Here is a 23,195-nt window from a genome sequence, read left to right as displayed (position 1 = left end):
TTCAAACGATTTTTATGAGAGAACATAAAAACAATTTTCGGGACATTAAACGAATTGTTAATGCGAAATATGAAGCATAAAAAAGAGAGCTGACAAAGTCAGCCCTCTAGAATCAATAGTTATAAATTAATACCCCTAAAAAATTTAATAAACTATTGATTTTTTCTTAAAATATCTGAGCACTTTTGAATGCATTAAGGTGTTGATTTGATAAGGTTGATCTACTTATTTTATCTTGTCTATAAATTTTATCTAAATAAGATTTTAGAAGTTCCATAATTAGTTTCTGGTGATGCTACTTTAAGAAGCATTACACCTGTTTTTACTTTAAAGTTAAAATCTAATTCGTTTTTACCAGCATTTAACTGTACTTTTTGGTTGTAAATTACTTTCCCAGTTACATCAGATAAGGTTATATTAGCTTCTGTATCAGCTTCACTGAATAATAATAAGTTTACATTACCTTTAGAAGGGTTAGGGTATGCCATAAACTCATTTTCAAATTTTTCAATTTTGGCTATGATTTGATCTTCAACCGCAGTTTTGGTAAACTTCACATCAGAGATTTTCAGGTCTAATTCTTTAGTTTGTGCTTCCACAGGTAAAAAAGTAAAAGTTAAAGTAGTTAGATCGTTAGCGTTTAATTTAGCCTGAGATGCACTAGAAGTAAAGTACTCGAAAGGAACATAGTAGGTTTGTTCTTCTTCAGAGAAGTCTACCATAACTCTATATTGGGCTTTCCAATCTTCGATAGAAGATTTGATTAATCCTAATTCTATTAAACCAGAACCTTTAGCTTTGAAAGATACATAGTTGTACTGAGAATAATCAGCAGATAAAGTACCAGGTAATAAAGACTTGTACAATGTTAAATAATCATACTCGCTAGTTGCTTTTACTTCTGGGTTTCTGTTGATGGTATATTCATCATCTTGATACTCTCTATCAAAATCATTCCATACAAAGTAATTCTTTATTTCAGTATAACGTTTGTCATAATCTAATCCCCAGTTACCATCAGCATGATAAAAAGCATCTTCTACTTCACCATCTACTTTGATTAAGGCATCATATTCATAACCATCAGCAATATCAACAGATAAACTTTGTTGTATTTCAGTAGCTATTGAATTGTACCTATGTTTGATATTATTAGCGGTTTCAGAATATAACTCTACCATAGATACCTCAGCTGTATTGCCCGCTTTTGTGCTTCTTAATTTTACAATTAATTCACCTTTATCTCTATAAATTTTAGACGCATAGGTTTCAGGTGTTTTTTGAGTTTCTGTCTGTACTATTGGCATAAATGTTTTTAAGTTGTTTAAAACATCAGTAACTAATTTTTGCGTATCAGCAGGTTTTGTTGTCCAAACTTGGAAGTTGAACATATCATTAAACTTGTTGTAATTATTTACATACCAGTTGCTCTGAATAGTATAATTACTATCATTATTATTTTTAGCAACAGCAAAAGAAACAGCGTATTCAACCTCGCCACTTCGTTGCTTAATACCTTGCATTAAAAAGTTATAACCATTGATTTGAAGAGGCATAACATTTAAGATTTCAGCACCACGCAACCTATCACAAGATGCCTTAGTGTGGTTGTACACTTTATCTGATGTTTTTATACCTAATACAACACCCTTAGTTTTTCCATCAATAGAAAAATCTACAGACAATACTTCATCAGCGATGGTGTAATCTAAAATATCAGTTGGTGACGTAACATTTGCTACATTACCAGCTACTAATTCAGCAGGAAACATATCTAATAAAGTTTGCCCTTTACCTTGATAAGGTTGAACTGATTTCATTTTAGACTTGTTGTACAAGTTTTCAGAGGATTTTACAAATTCAGTTGGAACAGAATTCTTTTTTCTACCTACGTAGATTTTAGAGATGGCATCCCCCAAAGATTCAGATTCGATACCACCTGAGTTACCTCCTGAAGTGTTTCCTGAACTAATTCCGTACGCAAAATCTTGACTTAAATTATCTTCACCTCTTGATAAATTAATGGTACTTCTATTTTCGGTACCAACACTATCCCAATCATAAGTTTGTACTAAATCTGTAGTTGTTATACCAGCAGGAAGACCTGATGTAACTGTACTTACATCAACTTGTACTGTATACGAACCTCTAGGTAAATCAGTAAATAAGTAATTTCCATTAACATCAGTAATAACAGTTTTATTAGGTGCATAATTTGGTCTGTTAGAAATTAAGGTAACAGTTGCGCCCCCTAAACCATTTTCATTTGGGTCTTTAATTCCATCTCCATCTGTATCGAACCAAACTAAATCTCCAATTGACCCTAAGTCATTTGGTAGTACCGTAAACGTAACATCATCAGTAGTCGCAGCACAATCACCATCAGCAGCAATTGTATAACGAATTACGACAGTTGTATCAGTGTTGATATCATCAGGCGTATATGTAGATCCAGAGATTGAACCACCACCAGAAACGATTGACCAAGTACCCCCAGCAGGAGATCCTGATAAAGTTTTAGTTTCATCCTCAGTGATTGAAGCCGTAGACGTTGTATTATCAGCAACCACATCACAAACAGGAGTCACAGTAAAGCTAACATCATCAGAAGTAGCTGCACAGTCACCATCAGCAGCAATTGTATAACGAATCACAACAGTAGTATCAGTGTTGATATCATCAGGTGTATAAGTTGATCCAGAGATAGAACCACCACCAGAAACGATTGACCAAGTACCCCCAGCAGGAGATCCAGATAAAGTTTTAGTTTCATCTTCAGTGATTGAAGCAGTAGACGTTGTATTGTCAGCAACTACATCACAAACTGGAGTTACCGTAAAAGTAACATCATCAGTAGTCGCAGCACAATCACCATCAGCAGCAATTGTATAACGAATTACTACAGTAGTATCAGTATTGATATCATCAGGTGTATAAGTTGAACCAGAGATTGAACCACCACCAGAAACTATAGACCAAGTACCACCAGCAGGAGATCCTGTTAAAGTTTTAGTTTCACCTTCCGTGATTGAAGCCGTAGACGTTGTATTATCAGCAACCACATCACAAACAGGAGTCACAGTAAACGTAACATCATCAGAAGTAGCAGCACAATCACCATCAGCAGCAATTGTATAACGAATCACAACAGTAGTATCAGTGTTGATATCATCAGGAGTATATGTAGATCCAGAGATAGAACCACCACCAGAAACGATTGACCAAGTACCCCCAGCAGGAGATCCAGATAAAGTTTTAGTTTCATCTTCAGTAATAGAAGCTGTTGAAGTTGTATTATCAGCAACCACATCACAAACAGGAGTTACAGTAAAGCTAACATCATCAGAAGTAGCAGCACAATCACCATCAGCAGCAATTGTATAACGAATTATTACAGTAGTTTCAGTATTGATATCATCAGGTGTATACGTTGAACCAGAAATAGAACCACCACCAGAAACGATTGACCAAGTACCCCCAGCAGGAGATCCTGATAAAGTTTTAGTTTCATCCTCAGTGATTGAAGCCGTAGACGTTGTATTATCAGCAACCACATCACAAACAGGAGTCACAGTAAACGTAACATCATCAGAAGTAGCAGCACAATCACCATCAGCAGCAATTGTATAACGAATTATTACAGTAGTTTCAGTATTGATATCATCAGGTGTATACGTTGAACCAGAAATAGAACCACCACCAGAAACGATTGACCAAGTACCCCCAGCAGGAGATCCTGATAAGGTTTTAGTTTCATCCTCAGTGATTGAAGCAGTAGACGTTGTATTATCAGCAACTACATCACAAACTGGAGTTACCGTAAAAGTAACATCATCAGTAGTCGCAGCACAGTCACCATCAGCAGTAATTGTATAACGAATTACGATAGTAGTTTCAGTGTTGATATCATCAGGTGTATAAGTTGATCCAGAGATAGAACCACCACCAGAGATGATCGACCAAGTACCCCCAGCAGGAGATCCAGATAAAGTTTTAGTTTCATCTTCAGTAATAGAAGCAGTTGAAGTTGTATTATCAGCAACTACATCACATACAGGAGTAACAGTAAACGTAACATCATCAGAAGTAGCAACACAGTCCCCATCAGCAGCAATTGTATAACGAATTACGACAGTTGTATCAGTGTTGATATCATCAGGCGTATATGTAGATCCTGAGATTGAACCACCACCAGAAACGATTGACCAAGTTCCCCCAGCAGGAGATCCTGAAAGCGTTTTAGTTTCATCTTCAGTAATAGAAGCTGTTGAAGTTGTATTATCAGCAACCACATCACAAACAGGAGTTACAGTAAAGCTAACATCATCAGTAGTCGCAGCACAGTCACCATCAGCAGCAATTGTATAACGAATTACGATAGTAGTTTCAGTGTTGATATCATTAGGTGTATACGTTGATCCAGAGATAGAACCACCACCAGAAACGATTGACCAAGTACCACCAGCAGGCGTACCAGATAAAGTTTTAGTTTCATCTTCAGTAATAGAAGCAGTAGACGTTGTATTGTCAGCAACTACATCACATACAGGAGTCACTGTAAATGTAACATCATCAGAAGTAGCAACACAGTCCCCATCAGCAGCAATTGTATAACGAATTACGACAGTAGTTTCAGTATTGATATCATCAGGAGTATAAGTTGATCCAGAGATAGAACCACCACCAGAAACGATTGACCAAGTACCCCCAGCAGGAGATCCAGATAAAGTTTTAGTTTCATCTTCAGTAATAGAAGCTGTTGAAGTTGTATTATCAGCAACCACATCACAAACAGGAGTTACAGTAAAGCTAACATCATCAGTAGTCGCAGCACAGTCACCATCAGCAGCAATTGTATAACGAATTACGACAGTAGTTTCAGTATTGATATCATCAGGAGTATACGTAGATCCAGAGATAGAACCACCACCAGAAACGATTGACCAAGTACCCCCAGCAGGCGCACCCGATAAAGTTTTAGTTTCATCTTCTGTGATTGAAGCCGTAGACGTTGTATTGTCAGCAACTACATCACAAACTGGAGTTACAGTAAACGTAACATCATCAGAAGTAGCAACACAGTCACCATCAGCAGCAATCGTATAACGAATTACGACAGTTGTATCTGTGTTGATATCATCAGGTGTATAAGTTGATCCAGAGATAGAACCACCACCAGAAACGATTGACCAAGTACCCCCAGCAGGAGATCCTGATAAAGTTTTAGTTTCATCCTCAGTGATTGAAGCCGTAGACGTTGTATTGTCAGCAACTACATCACAAACAGGAGTCACAGTAAACGTAACATCATCAGTAGTCGCAGCACAGTCACCATCAGCAGCAATCGTATAACGAATTACAACAGTAGTATTAGTATTGATATCATCAGGTGTATACGTAGATCCAGAGATTGAACCACCACCAGAAACGATTGACCAAGTACCCCCAGCAGGTGCACCAGATAAAGTTTTAGTTTCATCTTCAGTGATTGAAGCAGTTGAAGTTGTATTGTCAGCAACTACATCACAAACAGGAGTTACAGTAAAAGTAACATCATCAGAAGTTGCCAAACAGTCACCATCAGCAGCAATCGTATAACGAATTACGACAGTAGTATCTGTGTTGATATCATCAGGTGTATAAGTTGATCCAGAGATAGAACCACCACCAGACACGATTGACCAAGAACCACCAGCAGGCGAACCGCTTAAAGTTTTAGTTTCATCTTCAGTGATTGAAGCAGTTGGAGTTGTATTGATTGCTGTTATACAGATTGGAGTTACTGTAAAAGTTACATCGTCTGAAATAGCACTACAAGTTCCATTTGCTGGTAAAGTATATCTTAACTTAACAGTAGTATTTGTATTAATATTGTTTGGAATATAAGTATTACCATTTATTGTTCCACCACCAGAAACAATAGACCAGGTTCCACCAGCAGGTGAAGCTGTTAATGTTTTGGTTTGATTCTCTGTAATGCTTGCTCCAGAAGTAGTATTGTTAATTGTTATTTCAGCAGGTTCAGATATTGTTAAATCTGCTCCCAAATCTATAGGATAATCATTATCGCCCCATTTTGCCCAAACATCATATGTACCTGGAGCTAAATTTGAATAAGTTACACTACCAGAATCATCACCTACTTTAGATTGATAATTATTACCACCATCTAAACTAAATACAATGTTAGTTCTTGATGTATTATCTCCAAAAGTAATAGTTATTGAACCATCACCTAAACCGTAACAAGTAACATCTGTTTTTGTTGCTGATGCAGTTGGTAATGCTTCTACTGTAAAAGTTACATCATCAGTTGTAGCAGCACAATCACCATCAGCAGCAATTGTATAACGAATTTTTACAGTTTCATTTGATATGATATCTGCTGGAGTATAAGTGTTTCCATTGATAGTTCCTCCACCAGAAATAATAGACCAAGTTCCTCCAGCAGGAGAACCCGTTAATGTTTTTGTTTCTACTTCGCTTATTGTTGTATTTGATGTAGTATTGTCAGCAACTACATCACACACAGGAGTTACTGTAAACGTAACATCATCAGAAGTAGCTGCACAAGATCCATCTGCAGCAATTGTATATCTTAAGGTTACATTTGTATTTGTGTTAACATCTGCAGGAGTATATGTAGTACCATTAATAGCACCACCACCAGAAACTATAGACCAAGTACCACCTGCAGGTGAACCAGATAAAGTTTTAGTTTCGCTTTCTGTAATTGAAGCTGTTGTTGTTGTGTTATCAGCAACATCACATGTTACACAAATGCTTACTTCTACTGCATCTAAATCGTAATCTGTATTATTAATGTTACCTTTATCAAACGCTAAGTATCTAAAATCTTTGTTAGCGGTAACAGTAGTTGTAATAAAACTATTTGATGAAGTTTGAGGTGTTGTAGGATGATTTGTAAAACCAGAGTTAGCCGAAGTAGATTCAGATAAATCAATATAAGCTGTTCCGTTTACACCACTTCTTACACGCCATGTAATTTTATATTCAGTCCCAGCAGGGAAAACCTGATTGAAATCTAAAATTAATTGTTGATTACTGCTATGTATTTCTGCATAATTACCATCAGCAGCACCAGAAACATTATTTCTTCCATTTACATTGTTTTGATCACTTTGATAAGAAGCGTAAGTTGATGTACATGAAACCCCTGGTATAGTATAGTTATAATCTGTAAAGCAACTATCGATGTTATTAAAAACTCTTACAATATAACTTACCGCGTTTTGAGAGGTGTTTGATACTAATGTAGAAGGCAATGAACTAGGAATTTCTGTTGCAGTTGCAATTGTTGTAGGTCCATCATAGCTACCAGCATTCAAAGTGCTAACCCCATAAAAATATGCGTTAGAAGCTGAATTTAAAATAATCTCACCATTATTAGGTGTATTTACACTTGTGGTAATTGAAGGTGAAGTTGGGCAGCAATTTGAAGATGTGTTTTGATTTAGTAAAATTTCTGGTTGTAAATTATTATCTACAGGTAATAACCAATAAACATCAGATTTTTGTAATGTTTCATTAATTACCCAATTTTTTAAATTTGTAGCATAATAAGTATTTCCATTTTTGCCTGTCCAACTGTAATTATAATCTGAAACGTTAAGATTGTTTGTCCAACTCCAAACTACTATCTGTATTGCTTTATAAAAATTATTTGTTAAAGAAGAGGGTTGAGAATTTGGTGCATAATTGGGGTGTTCTATAACCGACATTGTACGTTGTACTCTCTCTCTTATTATAGATGCAGACAAGTTTGGGTTATTAAAACTGATATCACTTGCAGGTGTTAATGTAGTATTGTAGATGTCATTTTCTTTTGGTGCATCATCTCCAAGACTTAAACAAAAAGATGGTACTCCACTATTGTTTAAAGTTGATCTAGAAATACCATAACTTGAGCCTTCTGTTATTAAAACAGAGGTTTCAGGCGAACAAACGCTACTTTGATTGGCTGCTGAGTACAAGTTTATTACAGAAAAATCTTCAACACTTGTTTTGGTTTTAGATTTTGACATGATTCCACTAGACAGGCGTATACTTTCTTTACTATCGTAATTTAGATTGTTTTGAGAATATAAATCAGCAGAATAGATAAATGAAATTAAAACTAAAAGCAATATCTTATTGCTGTGCGATTGAAATAGAAATGCTTTTAAATTATTAAAAAATGAAAATGTGTTTGAGCTTACTGTCCTGTTGTGTGTAATTCCATTTAACATAGTGAAAAGGATTATAATTAGAGGTTCTTTATGAAAAACTAAAATCTTTTTTTAATAATTATTTTTGGTCAGAAAATAATTAGTGTAGTAAAAGAATAAAACTAAATAGCGTCAACTGTTAATTAAGATGACTTTTGGTTTGGTTTTTAGCTGTTTAAGCTGTATTTGTATATTGTGTTTTTTTTGATTTTAATAGTCTAAGTAATGTATTCGTATCCATTTTAAAAGTCTTTAGTTAAGGGTAATAACTTTAAATTTCAATAACAAAATTATTTATTTTAAGGGTTTTTATGGGGTTGTCTTCGGTAGAAAACAAATTCATATCGTTCAATTACAATTTTCTTTCTTTGTAAAAGAATTATAAATAATTAGTAAGATTTGGGGAAAATACAAGGGTTTTTAAACAGCTAAATTGATGATGCTGAGTAAAAAATGGACTAAAAGATAACGCTATTTGATTGCCTTATAATGAATAGCGGATTACTATTGCAAAAGGTATTAGTTTGTTTTAGGTTCTTTGGATTTGTCGGGTTTTAATTTAAATTTTTCGGGTTAAGGGTGTGCAAATATAAATATAAAATGGAATTACACAAACTTTTTAAGGTTAAATATGTGTTTGTTATTGTTTGTTAGTCAGTAGTTTGTGTTTCTTGATAAGTTTTAACGAATTTAAAATTACCGAAAATAATATACCATAAGACACAATTACTTATGTTTTAAATATTGTAATTTATCTTAAACCTAATGTCTTTTTTTTAGCTAAAAATAATCCTACAAAAGTGACTAACCCATTTAAAATTAGCAGAGCAAAACCAAAATCGAAACTAAAATAAGTCAAGCATATAAAATTAATAAAATAGGTAATAAACGGCGATAAAATACAAATAGCAGGTACAAGCTTATCATTTACTTTTGCTTTGGTAAATAATCCAAAAGCGTACAAGCCTAATAGTGGTCCATAAGTATAATTAGCAAAGGTGAATATTTTGGCAATTACACTTTCGTCAGCAATAAAATATTTAAAAACAAGAATGGTTGCTATTAAAACAAAAGAAAAAATAATATGGATTTTTTTTCGTGTTTTTTCTTGTTCAAGTTCAGTTTTCTTTTTGTCGATTTCTAAAATATCAATACTAAAAGAAGTAGTTAGAGAGGTTAATGCAGAATCTGCGCTAGAATAAGCAGCAGCAATTAATCCTAATAAAAAGAAAATAGCAGTTGCTAAACCTAAAGTGCCTTTGGTTGCAATTATTGGAAAAAGCTGGTCTTTATGTGCGTCAATTCCGTTTTTTTGTGCATAATCTGTTAAAAGCACTCCCAATGCTAAAAAGAAAAAGTTTACAATTACCAAAACAATAGTAAACCAAAACATGTTTTTTTGAGCATCTTTTAAGTTTCTACAGGTTAAGTTTTTTTGCATCATATCTTGGTCTAAGCCAGTCATAACAATAGCTACAAAAGCACCTGCTAAAAAACGTTTCCAGAAATAATCGCCAGTTTTTACATCATCAAAAAAGAAGGTTTTAGATAGTTCATTATCTGCAACATAAGAAAAAATATTACTGATTTGCATTTCGTCAGAAATCGTGTAAATACAAACCCCAACAGCAATTAACATAAATAAAGTTTGTAACGTATCTGTCCAAACAATAGTTTTTATTCCGCCTTTAAAGGTGTATAACCAAATCAATAAAATAGTGATAGTAACAGTTACCCAAAAAGGAATTCCATAAGCATCAAACAATAAAAGTTGAAGTACGTTTGCTACTAAAAACAGACGAAAAGCAGCACCAATTGTTCTAGATAATAAGAAAAAAGAGGCACCTGTTTTGTAAGAATATTTTCCAAATCTATCTTCTAAGTAGGTGTAAATTGATGTTAAATTAAGTCGATAATAAAGTGGTAATAGCACTAATCCAATTACAGCATAACCAACAACATAACCCAATACCATTTGCATATAACTCATGCTTTGCGCTTCTACCCAACCAGGAACCGAAATAAATGTAACTCCAGAAAGCGAAGCACCAATCATACCAAAAGCAACCAAATACCAAGGAGATGAGTTGTTTGCTTTAAAAAATGTTTTGTTATTGGCAGATTTTCCTGTAAAATAAGATATAAGAATCAGTACAGTAAAATATCCAACGATTAATAAAATGATATGAAGTGGTTGCATTAGTAAATTACGAATTTCGAATTGTGAGATACGAATATAATCTATTTAAAAAATAATGCAATAATTTATAATTCGTAATTGTTAATTCCTAATTTTGCAATATGGATTTTTCATCAAAAATTTTAGAAAATGCAGTGAGTGAAGTTTCACGTTTGCCAGGAATAGGAAAACGAACAGCATTGCGTTTGGTGTTGCATTTGTTAAAACAACCTTCTGAACATACCAAATATTTGTCTGAAGCTTTGCTGCATGTAAGAAACGATGTTAAAAGTTGCGAAAAATGTCATAATATTTCTGATACTGTTTTGTGCGATATTTGTCAGAATTCAAAAAGAAATCCAGAAATAGTTTGTGTAGTTGAAGATATTAGAGATGTAATGGCCATTGAGAGTACTTCTCAATTTAATGGATTGTACCATGTTTTAGGAGGAAAAATATCGCCAATTGAAGGCATTGGACCACAAAATTTAAAAATCGATTCATTAGTGCAAAAAGTAGCAAGTGGAGAAATTAAAGAATTAATTTTTGCATTAAGCTCTACTATGGAAGGTGATACTACAAACTTTTACATCTATAAACAACTACAAAAATATGAGATTATAACATCAACCATAGCAAGAGGAATTGCAGTTGGTGATGAATTAGAATATGCAGATGAGGTTACTTTGGGTAGAAGTATAATAAATAGAATTCCTTTTGAACAGAGTATTAAGAGTTAGTAACACATTAAACTTTAATGGTTAAAATAGGTTTCAATGCTTTTTTAGATAAGGTTTTGGTAACACTGGCAGCAAATAAATGAGCTAAACCGCTTCTACCATGTGTGCTTAAAGCAATTAAATCAGCATTAATATCTTTAGAGAAATTTAAAATACCTTTTTCAATAGAAGTGTCGTTGTAAATATGAATAGCATATTTGGGTAAATCAAATTCTTTAATAAAAAGCTTTATTCTTTTAGTAGACTCCTGTGTGCTTTCAAAACGAGAAGGTGTATTTACCTTTAGCAAATGTATTTCACTTTTAAAGTGATTGGTAAAGTTTAAAAACTTTTTAAACACTTCTTTTTTATCGTCATTCTTAAAGCTAGAGGCAAAAACCAAGTTTCTTAATTTAAATTTTTTAGTATCTTTTTTTACAACAATAACAGGTGCTTTTGATGTTCGTACCACTTTTTCTGTATTCGAGCCAATTAAAATTTCTTCAAAGTCAGAGTGTCCTTTAGAACCCATTATAATTAAATCTGCTTCAATTTTATCTGCATATTTTAAAATGCCTTCATGCGGATGTTGAAAGCGAATAGCATGATGTACTTCTGTGTTTTTATAAAAATAAAGCTATTTAAACTCAAGCATTCGTTCTTTTACTTTTCTCAAATACAACATGCTTTCAGGAATACTAAAATTTGTTCCAGCACCCATATCTACAATTCCAGTTGGTAATTCTATCATGTGTAAAAGGTATACTTCACTTTTCGATTTTTTAGCAATTTTAGCTGCCATTTTAGAAGCAAATTCAGATTTTTTAGAAAAATCTATAGGTACAAGTATTTTATTCATAGTTAAAAAATTAAATAGAATTAGGTTTATTTAAAGTTACAAAAATAATTGAATATGAATCACTTTGTTTAATTGTAAACAATTTGTATATTTGCACCGATTTTAACAATAAATGGTAAATGAAGGGGACTTAAAGTCCCCTCTTTTTATACTCAAAATCAATATTTTTTTGATAATTTTATAGACTCTAAAAATGAATCAAACCAAAGTAAAAGATTTAGTAGAAGAAGCTTTAGCGTTAAATGAATCGTTGTTTTTGATAGATTTATCTATATCAACAAACAATAAAATTCAAGTTACTGTTGATGGTGATCATGGTGTTCCTTTAAGTGAGTGCATTAGAATTAGTAGAAATGTAGAGCATAATTTAGATAGAGAAGAAGAAGATTTTTCTTTAGAAGTTACCACTCCAGATATTTCACATCCCTTAAAAGAGAAAAGACAGTATAAGAAAAACATCAACAGAATACTAAAAGTAAAAACTGCAGATGAAGAGTTAGAGGGTACTTTAACAGAAGCAGATGACGAAAAAATAGTACTCAATTGGAAAGCAAGAGAACCAAAACCCATAGGTAAAGGAAAAGTTACTGTACAAAAAACAGCAACTTTAACATACAAAGATATTAAAGAAGCAAAAGTGAAGATTGTATTTTAAGTAAAGATGTAATGGAAAATATAGCGTTAATTGATTCGTTTTCAGAATTTAAAGATAATAAAAGCATAGACAGAGTAACATTAATGTCTATTTTAGAAGAAGTATTTAGAGCTGCTTTAAAACGTAAGTTTGGTTCTGATGATAATTTTGATATCATTATTAACCCAGATAAAGGAGATTTAGAAATTTGGAGAAATAGAGTAGTAGTTGCAGATGGCTTTTCTGAAGATGATAACGAAGAAATTGAATTAAGCGAAGCAAGATTAATTGAGCCAGATTTTGAAATTGGTGAAGATGTATCTGAAGAAGTAAAATTAATTGATTTAGGTAGAAGAGCAATTTTAGCATTACGTCAAAATTTAATTTCTAAAATATACGAGCACGATAGTACAAACATATTTAAGCAATTTAAAGATTTAGAAGGCGATCTGTATAGTGCAGAAGTGCACCACATTCGTCATAATGCAATTATTTTGTTAGATGATGATGGTAACGAAATTGTATTGCCAAAAAGCGAACAAATACGTTCAGATTTTTTTAGAAAAGGCGATTCTGTAAGAGGTGTTATTAAATCTGTAGAATTAAGAGGTAACAAACCAGCAATCATATTATCTAGAACAGCACCTGCGTTTTTAAATAAATTATTCGAACAAGAAATTCCTGAAGTTTTCGACGGTTTAATTACTGTAGAAGGTGTTGCAAGAATACCAGGAGAAAAAGCAAAAGTAGCTGTAGATTCTTATGATGATAGAATAGATCCTGTTGGTGCTTGTGTAGGTGTTAAAGGTTCTAGAATTCACGGAATTGTACGTGAATTAGGAAACGAAAACATTGATGTGATTAATTATACCAAAAACCAACAATTATTCATTTCAAGAGCATTGAGTCCTGCAAAGGTAACCTCAATGGAAATTGAAATGTATGAAGAAGAAAAAAATGGTAAAAAAGGACGAGTTAGCGTTTTATTAAGACCAGAAGAAGTATCAAAAGCAATTGGTAGAGGTGGTGTTAATATTCGTTTGGCAAGTGAGTTAACAGGCTACGAAATTGATGTTAAACGAGAAGGTTTAGAAGAAGAAGACGTAGAGTTAACAGAATTTGCAGATGAAATAGAAAGTTGGATTATTAGTGAGTTTACTAAAATAGGTTTAGATACTGCAAGAAGCGTACTTGAAACAAGTGTTGCAGAATTGGTAAAAAGAACCGATTTAGAAGAAGAAACCATTATAGACGTTCAAAGAGTTCTAAAAGAAGAATTCGAAGAATAATATAGTATAGAAGTAAAGTAAAAATTATATTTTTACAATTATAAAGTTAAAAAGAATATATGTCTGTAGGCAAAACAATAAGGCTTAACAAAGTTCTAAGAGAATTAAACATTTCTTTGGATAGAGCAGTAGAATATTTAGCAAAAAATGGTCACGAAATAGAAGCGAGACCAACCACTAAAATTTCTGGTGAAATCTATTCAGTGCTTCAAGATGGCTTTCAAACTGACGCAAATAAAAAGGCGGCATCTAAAGAAGTTGGTGAAGAAAAACGAAAAGAAAAAGAGGCAATTCGTTTAGAATTAGAAGCTAAATTAGAGAAGAAAAGAGCAGAAGAAGCAAAAAAAGAAGAAGTCCTTAAGGCCAAAGCAGATAAATTAGCGTTTAAAACTGTTGGCAAAATAGATATTGATAAAGCAGGTAAAAAATCTGTAGAACCAATAGAGCCAAAAGAAGCACCTAAAGTGGCTGAAGCACCAAAAGTGGCTGAAGCACCAAAAGTAGCTGAAGCACCAAAAGAAGTAGAGGAACCAAAAGTGGCAGAGGAACCAAAAGTAGTTGAAACCCCAAAAGTTGCGCCTGCAGCTGAGGTTATAGAAACTCCAAAAGCCGAAGTTCCAATACCAACTAAAGAAGAGAAACCTGTGGTAGAAACAGCTAAAGTTGTTAAGCAAACACCTCCTGTTAAAAAAACAGTTTCTGCTATAGAAAAAGCAGCTTCTAAGGTAGATATTAAAAAAGATAATAAAAACGATAGTTCTAAAGCAGATGCAAAAACTGAAGAGGTTACTCCAGAAAATGCAGAAGCAATTAAAACACAATATAAAAAGTTAGAAGGCCCTAATTTTACAGGTAAAAAAATTGATCTTAAACAATTTGAAAGACCTAAAAAGAAAAAGCCTGAAGCTAAAAAGCCAGCTACTACAGATCCTAAGAAAAAGCGTAAGCGTATTAGTAAGCCCGCAAATTCTAGACCAGGTAATAACAACAATAGAGGAAATAATAGACCAGGTCAAGCAAATAATAGACCAGGATTTAGAGGTAGAGGTAATCAAAGAACACCTGTTAAAAAAGAAGAACCAACAGAAGCAGAAATCCAAAAGCAGGTTAGAGAAACTCTAGAAAAACTGCAAGGAAAATCTTCTAGAGGTAAAGGTGCCAAATATCGTAGAAACAAAAGAGATGCTCATAAAGAGCAAACAGAAGCTGAATTAGAAGCACAAGCATTAGACAATAAAATCTTAAAAGTAACCGAGTTTGTTACTGTAAGTGAAGTTGCAACAATGATGGATGTGCCTGTAACTCAAATTATTTCTTCTTGTATGATGTTAGGAATGATGGTAACAATGAATCAGCGTTTAGACGCTGAAACCCTTGTTATTGTTGCAGAAGAATTTAACTATAAGGTAGAATTTGTTGGTGCAGAAGTAGAAGAATCAATAGAAGAAGTAGAAGATAAACCAGAAGATTTAGAGTTAAGAGCACCAATTATTACTGTAATGGGGCACGTAGATCATGGTAAAACATCTTTATTAGATTACATTAGAAAAGCAAATATTGTTGATGGCGAAAGTGGAGGTATTACACAACACATTGGTGCTTATTCCGTAAATGTTGGCGATCAAAAAATTGCGTTTTTAGATACACCTGGTCACGAAGCCTTTACAGCAATGCGTGCTAGAGGTGCTCAAGTTACAGATTTAGTTATTATTGTGGTTGCTGCTGATGATGATGTAATGCCGCAAACTAAAGAAGCAATTTCTCATGCACAAGCAGCAGGAGTGCCAATTATTTTTGCAATCAACAAGATTGATAAACCAAACGCAAATCCTGATAATGTAAAAACACAACTTTCTTCAATGAATTTATTGATAGAAGAATGGGGTGGTAATATTCAATCTCAAGATATCTCAGCAAAAACAGGTCAAGGAATTGATGAATTGTTAGAGAAAGTTTTATTAGAAGCCGAAGTTTTAGAATTAAAAGCGAATCCTAATAAAAATGCTGTAGGTACTGTTGTAGAAGCACTTTTAGATAAAGGTAGAGGGTATGTAACTACAATTTTAGTACAAGCAGGTACTCTTAAAATTGGCGATTATATTTTAGCAGGTAAACATAGTGGTAAAGTAAAAGCTATGTTTGATGATAAAGGAAAGAAATTAAAAATAGCAGGTCCATCAACTCCAGTATCTATTTTAGGTTTAGATGGTGCACCACAGGCTGGTGATAAGTTTAACGTGTTTGAAGACGAAAGAGAAGCAAAACAAATTGCCTCTAAACGATCGCAATTACAACGTGAGCAATCTGTAAGAACTCAGAAAACTTTAACCCTTGATGAAATTGGACGTAGAATTGCATTAGGAGACTTTAAAGAATTAAACATCATCTTAAAAGGAGATGTAGATGGTTCTGTAGAAGCGTTAACAGATTCTTTCCAAAAATTATCTACTGAAGAAATTCAAGTTAATATTTTACATAAAGGTGTTGGTGCAATTACCGAAAGTGATGTATTATTAGCAACAGCATCAGACGCAATTATTGTTGGGTTTAATGTTAGACCACAAGGTAATGCAAGAGCAGTAGCAGATAGAGAAGAAGTAGATATTAGAACATACTCAATTATCTATGCTGCAATTAATGACCTAAAAGATGCCATGGAAGGAATGTTATCTCCTGAAATGAAAGAAGAGGTTACAGGTAATGTAGAAATTAGAGAAGTATATAAGATTTCTAAAGTGGGTAATATTGCTGGTTGTATGGTAATGTCTGGTAAAATCTATAGAGATTCTAAAATACGAATCATTAGAGATGGTATCGTTGTTCACGATGGTGGTTTAACATCATTAAAACGATTTAAAGACGATGTTAGAGAAGTTGCTAAAGGATATGATTGTGGTATACAAATTAAAAACTATAATGATATTCAACAAGGTGATGTTATTGAAGCTTATAAAGAAGTAGCAGTTAAAAAGAAATTAAAATAATAGACTTTTTTTTAAAATAATAAAACTCCAAAACGCATTTAGTTTTGGAGTTTTTTTTAGTTTAATATTTTATTTATTCTTAGCCATAAATCATCATCAAAGTTAGACAGCGCAAAATTAGATCCTTCAACAGACGCTCCCATTCTTATTATCACCAAATCTTGACTAGGGATTATATAAATTTTTTGGTCATTTTTACCCAAAGCACAAAACAAATCATTGGGTGCATTCGGAATTAATTTACCCTGAAATTCAAATTGGCTCTGAGGCAATTTATAGGATGATTTTCCATTCAACCACCACAAATAGCCATAAGCCTTATTTATATTTTGAGAAGAATTTGTAGCATCTTTCAAAAAATCTTCAGATACAATTTGGTCGTTTTCCCATTTTCCATTTGAAGCAATTAAAAGTCCAAAACGAGCCATACTTTTTGTATTGCTCCAAAATACACTAAGATCATCAAGATTTCTCCAAATTCCAGACATACCAATTTTATATTTTAACTTCTCATTAAAATAGGTAGAAAAATCTTGTTGACTTGCAGTAGCAATTACTTCTTGCATTTTTACATAAACATTATGATACGCCCATCTACTGCCAGAATCAGCAAGATAAATTAAGTTTTCGGGAGACACAGCATCCCCTTGGGTATCATCTAAACCAGAATCCATAGACAATAAGTTTTTGCATAGAATTAAATCTTCCTTTTCTTTAAGAATACTTGTCCAACCAACACCTAAATAATCAGAAACTTTAGTGTTTAGGTCTATCAAACTTTCGTCTTGGGCAATTCCTGCTAATGTAGATGTAAGTGTTTTTCCAGCACTTGCCCAATACCAAGCTGTATTTGCTGTATGTTAAAATAAGCTTCAATAACAATTTTGCCTTTGTGCAATACCATAAAACTTTTAGTGTTTTTCTCTTCTAAAAAAGTCAAAAGAGGTTCAAGTTGATTTTCATTCCAGTTTAAATCTGCGATTGATTTTGTTGCCCATTCTGATGAATTTATGGGCGGAAAATAGATACTAGAATCAATGGGTTCTTGTTGAATTGCAGAAACAGTTTTGTCTGAACTGCAATTGTATAGACAAAAAAGTAGTATAAAATAGAAAATTGGCTCATTTACATTAGACGAATTTTTTAGAAAAAGGTTTAAATGGTATCTTTGGTAAAAATACTCATCATGAAGAAATTTATTTACCTATTATTTTCAATTGTAATCTTTTATTCTTGCGTAACAAAAGAAAAACAGCCAGAAGTTGTTTTTAAAAAATATGATGAAACAGCTGAATTAGAAAAGCAACAAAACCATTCTAAAAAAAGAATGCAGTTCAAACTTTTTCAATCTAAAGTTTTAGATATGAATTCGGTTTTTGAGCCATTTAAAGAAGATTTAGCCTATTTTTCAGAAGATGATTATCAATCTTTAAAACCATTAATTTTAGAGCAAAATATACCTACACTGCAAAAAAGTGTTAAAGAAGGTAAATTAACCTATGAAAAACTAACGTTGTTTTATTTATATAGGATAAGAAAATTTGAAAGTGATTCTACAAAATCTCTAAATTCAATTATCGCTTTAAATCCTGATGTGTTAAAAGAAGCGAGAGCAAAAGATCAAAATAAAACGAGTGTTTCTGAATTTTCTATGTATGGAATGCCAATTTTATTGAAAGATAATATTAACACCAAAGAAATGCCAACTACTGCAGGAGCATTGGCTTTGCAAAGAAATTTTACTAAAAATGATGCTTTTATTGTTCAGAAATTAAAAGAAAATGGTGCTTTAATTCTAGGAAAAGTCAACTTGAGTGAATGGGCTTATTTTTTCTGTTCTGGTTGTCCTTTAGGATATTCTGCTATTGGTGGTCAAACTTTAAATCCTTATGGAAGAGGCGAATTTGAAACAGGAGGAAGCTCTGCAGGAAGTGGTGTAACAGTTGCTGCAAATTTTGCAGTAGCTGCTGTTGGTACAGAAACTGCAGGCTCAATTACTTCTCCTTCAAGTCAAAATTCTGTGGTTGGTTTAAAACCAACAATTGGTGTATTAAGTAGAACAGGTATAGTACCAATTTCATCAACTTTAGATACTCCTGGACCCATGACTAAAAATGTAATTGATAATGCCATTTTTATGGATGACATGTTAGGTTTTGATAAAAATGATACTGCATCAAAACAAATCAAAGAAAAACACTATAACAATGGTTTTAAAAATGATTTAAAAGGTATAAAATTAGGCGTTTTAAAAAATTTATTATCAGATTCAATTTATGCTTTAAATATTAATCAATTAAAAAAAGCAGGTGCAGAAATTGTAGAAATTACGCCACCAGAAATTTCTTTTAGCGGTTTTACAACCTTACTTAATATAGATATGAAACACGATTTACCAACATATTTAGCAGAACAAGCTGATAAATCTATCTATGTAAAAGATGTTAAAAGTGTGGTGGATTTTAACCTTAAAGATTCTTTGCTAAGAGCACCTTATGGGCAACAATTATTTGATGGAATAGTAAAAGATGCTACTACTTTAGAAGAATTGGAAGTGGTAAAAGCTAGTTTAAAAAGTGAGGGCGAAAAATATTTACAAGCTTTAAACGATGAAAATTTAGACGCTATTTTGTCTATCAATAATTATCATTCTGGTATTGCAGCTGTTGCTTTACACCCAACATTAACAGTGCCTATGGGTTATAAAACTTCTGGAGAGCCCATAAGTTTAACCTTTGTAGGTAAGCGTTTTTCTGAACGCAAATTATTAGAAATTGGCTATGCTTTTGAGCAGTTAACGAAAGCTAGAAAAATGCCTGAAAACTATAAATAATTTATGTAAACAACTCGTTGGTAAATAAATATTGACTTAAAATTTTCTTTGATTCTAAATCATTGTCTACCAACCATTTTAAAAAGTTAGTTACTCTTTCTTTTTTCATTTGTCCACATTTTGATGCATCACCAAAATAAGGAGCAGACATTTGCAAAGATTTTTCTAAATCGATATTTTTCAAATCATATTCAGTTACATATTTGGCTAATATTTCTTTAGAAGCTTCTATGTTGTTTTTAACATATAAAAAACCTTGTTGAGTGGCTTTCACGAAGTTTGAATAAACGTCTTTGTATTGTTCTACATGCTCTTGCTTTGCTAAAATAATTGGCGAATAACAATAAGGCACATTAAAATCTTTCATCGAAAATTGATGCAATTCAATACCTTTTGTTGCTGCTTCAACACCTTCCCAATTGTCAAAAATCCAAGTAGCATCTGCTTTGCCCTCTAATAAAGTATTCCAAATACCTAACTTTTCAGGATAATTAATTAGTATATTTCCAGTTCCGCCATCATTTTTAATCATTTCTTTTACAATATGATCTTCATAACGAGCCTTATAAGAAGCATAAATTTTACCATCTAAGTTTTTTGGCGAAGTAATATTTGCCGATTTTAAAGAAGCAATAGCGCTTAAATCTTCTTGTAAAATAGCGTAAATGGCAACTGCATTTACTTTATTAGTTTTGTTATTTAAACTGATAACTGTCTCAAAAGGGGCAATTGCAAAATCGGCTAAATCCAATTCTAACTTTTTACCAGGTGTCATTGCATAATTATCTTCTTTCGGATTTAATATTTCAAGTTCAATATCAACATCACTGTAAAATCCTAATTCTTTGGCGATAAAAAATCCTATATGATTGGTATTTGGTGTCCAATCTAAAGCTAATTTAAGTATTGTCATTTGTTGTTGTATCTTTTAATATTTATATCGAATAAATCCGTATAATATGGGTTTTTGGTTATTATCAATTTGTAAAGCTAATTTACTCGAAATCGATTTTATAAAAAAATAAATACCATCTCAATAATTTTTTTAAAATGTATATTTGCAGTTGATAAAACAGAAAGGAATGCGTACAAAATCTATCAAAAAAAATAAAATAAATGTAGTGACTTTAGGTTGCTCAAAAAACATTTATGATAGTGAAGTGTTAATGGGGCAACTAAAAGCCAATGGTAAAAATGTTGTTCATGAGGATGAAAATGATGATGGAAATATTGTGGTTATCAATACCTGTGGATTTATTGGAAAAGCCAAAGAAGAATCTATAGATACTATATTGCACTACGCTCAAAGAAAAGAAGCTGGCGAAATTGATAAAGTTTTTGTTTCTGGATGTTTGAGTGAGCGTTATAAACCAGATTTAGAAAAAGAAATTACCAACGTAGACCAGTATTTTGGTACGCATGATTTACCAAACTTATTACAAGCTCTAGAAGCCGATTATAAGCACGAATTAATTGGAGAGCGTTTAACAACAACCCCAAAGCATTATGCTTATTTAAAAATTGCAGAAGGTTGCGATCGTCCTTGTTCTTTCTGCGCAATTCCTTTAATGCGAGGTAAACACAGATCTACACCAATTGAAGATATTGTAACTGAAGCAGAAAAGTTAGCAGCCAATGGCATTAAAGAAATTATGTTAATCGCCCAAGATTTAACGTATTATGGCTTAGATATTTATAAAAAACGTGCTTTAGCTCAATTATTAGAAGCTTTGGCAAAAGTTGAAGGAATAGAGTGGATTAGAATGCATTATGCTTTTCCTACTGGTTTTCCTATGGATGTTTTAGAGGTGATGAAACGTGAGCCTAAAGTGTGTAATTATTTAGATATTCCTTTGCAACATATTAATACTGAGTTGTTAAAATCGATGAAAAGAGGCACAACACACAAAAAAACAACAGCCTTAATCCATAAATTTAGAGAAGTGGTGCCAGAAATGGCCATTAGAACTACATTAATTGTTGGTTATCCAGGAGAAACCGAAGAAATGTTTCAAGAATTAAAAGATTGGGTAGAAGAGATGCGTTTTGAAAGATTAGGCGCTTTTGAATATTCGCACGAAGAAAATACTGGAGCTTATGTTTTAGAAGATGATGTACCTGCTGATGTTAAGTTTAAAAGAGTGAATGAAATTATGGAAGTGCAATCTCAAATTTCTTGGGAATTGAATCAACAAAAAATAGGTAAAACCTTTCGTTGTTTATTTGATCGAAAAGATGGTGAATATTTCTACGGACGTACAGAATCTGATTCTCCAGATGTAGATAACGATGTTTTAGTAGATGCCAGAGAACATTATATAAAAATTGGCGAGTTTGTAGATATTACCATTCATGATGCTGGCGATTACGATTTGTATGGTACACCCACAAAAAAAGCAGCTAAACCGTTAAGTTTAAAACAAAAAAGAAAGGCTTAAAAACATTTAGATACATTAAATTATAACGTTATGAAAAGAAGAAACTTCATTAAAAAAGCCTCAGTTACAGGTTTGGGTTTGGTAACAGTTTCTTCGGTGTTAACACATTGTGATGAACCTTTAGCAAGAAATAAGAAAGTAATTGCAGTTGCTGATGGGGTAAAACCCATGGTTATTGCAACTTGGAAAACCGATTTAGCAGTGGAAACAGCAGCTAAAGTTTTAGAAAAAGGAGGCAACGCTTTAGATGCTGTAGAACAAGGATGTAGAATAGAAGAAGCGAATGAAAAAGGAAAATCTGTTGGTAAAGGTGGCTTACCAGATAGAGATGGAAACGTTACTTTAGACGCTTGCATTATGAATGATAAAGGAGATTATGGTGCAGTGTTAGGAGTAAAAAACATTAAACATGTAATTTCTGTGGCTAGAAAAGTTATGGAAGATACCCCACATGTTATGCTTGTAGGTGATGGTGCAGAACAATTTGCAGTTGCTAAAGGTTTTAAAAGAGAAAATCTACTAACTGAAGCCTCTAAAAAAGCTTGGCAAAAATGGAAAGAAAAATCAGAGTATAAACCGATTATCAATATAGAAAATCACGATACCATTGGAATGTTGGCTATTGATAAAAAAGGAAATATCTCTGGTGCTTGTACCACAAGTGGCTTGGCCTATAAAATGCCAGGAAGAGTAGGAGATTCTCCAATAATTGGAGGAGGACTTTTTGTTGATAATGAAGTTGGTGGTGCCTCTGCAACTGGTTTAGGAGAAGAAGTTTTAAAAACTGTAGGTAGCTTTTTAATTGTAGAATTAATGCGTCAAGGTAAATCTCCTCAAAAGGCCTGTGAAGAAGCAATTGGTAGAATAGTTAATAAACCTGGCAAAGATTTTAGAAACTTTCAAGTAGGTTATATTGCCGTAAATAAAAAAGGAGAAACAGGCGCCTATTCCATTCACAAATATTTTAGTTATAATTTATACAAGAACAAAGAAAATAAAAATATTCCATCAGATTTTTATAACAAAGTCTAA

Annotated in this window: 11 protein-coding genes and 2 pseudogenes; 7 read left to right on the top strand and 6 right to left on the bottom strand. The window is 32.8% G+C overall.

Annotation, left to right across the window (positions count from 1 at the left end):
• Nucleotides 1-248 precede the first annotated feature (248 nt).
• Both SJY27_RS04860 and SJY27_RS04855 read right to left on the bottom strand, forming a co-directional pair.
• Complete coding sequence (locus SJY27_RS04860) at nucleotides 249-8,249, bottom strand: SdrD B-like domain-containing protein (protein WP_397447133.1); 8,001 nt, start codon at nucleotides 8,247-8,249, stop codon at nucleotides 249-251.
• Between the two features lie 730 nt (nucleotides 8,250-8,979).
• Entirely contained in the window at nucleotides 8,980-10,428 is a 1,449-nt protein-coding gene (locus SJY27_RS04855; protein WP_397447132.1) for a sodium:solute symporter, read from the bottom strand.
• 101 nt (nucleotides 10,429-10,529) lie between these two features.
• Here SJY27_RS04855 and recR point away from each other — a divergent pair, with 101 nt between their 5' ends.
• Complete coding sequence (recR, locus tag SJY27_RS04850; RefSeq protein ID WP_397447131.1) at nucleotides 10,530-11,147, top strand: recombination mediator RecR; 618 nt, start codon at nucleotides 10,530-10,532, stop codon at nucleotides 11,145-11,147.
• 7 nt (nucleotides 11,148-11,154) lie between these two features.
• On the opposite strand, the gene SJY27_RS04845 is transcribed toward recR, so the two are convergent.
• On the bottom strand, nucleotides 11,155-11,487 hold the full coding sequence (locus SJY27_RS04845) for a universal stress protein (RefSeq protein WP_397447898.1): 333 nt from the start codon (nucleotides 11,485-11,487) through the stop codon (nucleotides 11,155-11,157).
• 84 nt (nucleotides 11,488-11,571) lie between these two features.
• Nucleotides 11,572-11,985: pseudogene (locus SJY27_RS04840) on the bottom strand (universal stress protein); the annotation flags it as partial.
• A gap of 193 nt (nucleotides 11,986-12,178) precedes the next feature.
• On the opposite strand from SJY27_RS04840, the gene rimP reads away from it, so the two are divergent.
• From rimP to infB, 3 genes are read left to right on the top strand one after another with little or no spacing between them, the layout of a single operon-like run.
• On the top strand, nucleotides 12,179-12,640 hold the full coding sequence (gene rimP, locus SJY27_RS04835) for a ribosome assembly cofactor RimP (protein ID WP_397447130.1): 462 nt from the start codon (nucleotides 12,179-12,181) through the stop codon (nucleotides 12,638-12,640).
• Between the two features lie 11 nt (nucleotides 12,641-12,651).
• Nucleotides 12,652-13,908, top strand: coding sequence for a transcription termination factor NusA (nusA, locus tag SJY27_RS04830; protein ID WP_397447129.1), 1,257 nt, complete (start codon nucleotides 12,652-12,654; stop codon nucleotides 13,906-13,908).
• Nucleotides 13,909-13,967: 59 nt separating this feature from the next.
• Entirely contained in the window at nucleotides 13,968-16,892 is a 2,925-nt protein-coding gene (infB, locus tag SJY27_RS04825; protein WP_397447128.1) for a translation initiation factor IF-2, read from the top strand.
• A 56-nt stretch (nucleotides 16,893-16,948) separates the two neighbouring features.
• Here the strand turns inward: infB and SJY27_RS04820 are convergent.
• Nucleotides 16,949-17,692, bottom strand: a pseudogene (locus SJY27_RS04820) (serine hydrolase domain-containing protein); the annotation flags it as partial.
• Between the two features lie 386 nt (nucleotides 17,693-18,078).
• Here SJY27_RS04820 and SJY27_RS04815 point away from each other — a divergent pair.
• On the top strand, nucleotides 18,079-19,725 hold the full coding sequence (locus SJY27_RS04815) for an amidase family protein (protein WP_397447127.1): 1,647 nt from the start codon (nucleotides 18,079-18,081) through the stop codon (nucleotides 19,723-19,725).
• Between the two features lies 1 nt (nucleotide 19,726).
• Here SJY27_RS04815 and SJY27_RS04810 read toward each other — a convergent pair whose 3' ends face one another.
• The gene (locus SJY27_RS04810; protein WP_397447126.1) at nucleotides 19,727-20,638 is read right to left on the bottom strand and encodes an ABC transporter substrate-binding protein; all 912 of its coding nucleotides are present in this window, start codon (nucleotides 20,636-20,638) and stop codon (nucleotides 19,727-19,729) included.
• A 169-nt stretch (nucleotides 20,639-20,807) separates the two neighbouring features.
• On the opposite strand from SJY27_RS04810, the gene rimO reads away from it, so the two are divergent.
• Nucleotides 20,808-22,163, top strand: coding sequence for a 30S ribosomal protein S12 methylthiotransferase RimO (rimO, locus tag SJY27_RS04805; protein WP_397447125.1), 1,356 nt, complete (start codon nucleotides 20,808-20,810; stop codon nucleotides 22,161-22,163).
• A 30-nt stretch (nucleotides 22,164-22,193) separates the two neighbouring features.
• On the top strand, nucleotides 22,194-23,195 hold the full coding sequence (locus SJY27_RS04800) for a N(4)-(beta-N-acetylglucosaminyl)-L-asparaginase (protein WP_397447124.1): 1,002 nt from the start codon (nucleotides 22,194-22,196) through the stop codon (nucleotides 23,193-23,195).

The sequence above is a fragment of the Polaribacter sp. R77954 genome (assembly GCF_044595335.1).
GTDB lineage: Bacteria > Bacteroidota > Bacteroidia > Flavobacteriales > Flavobacteriaceae > Polaribacter.
This window is presented reverse-complemented; position numbering and strand designations above follow the sequence as displayed.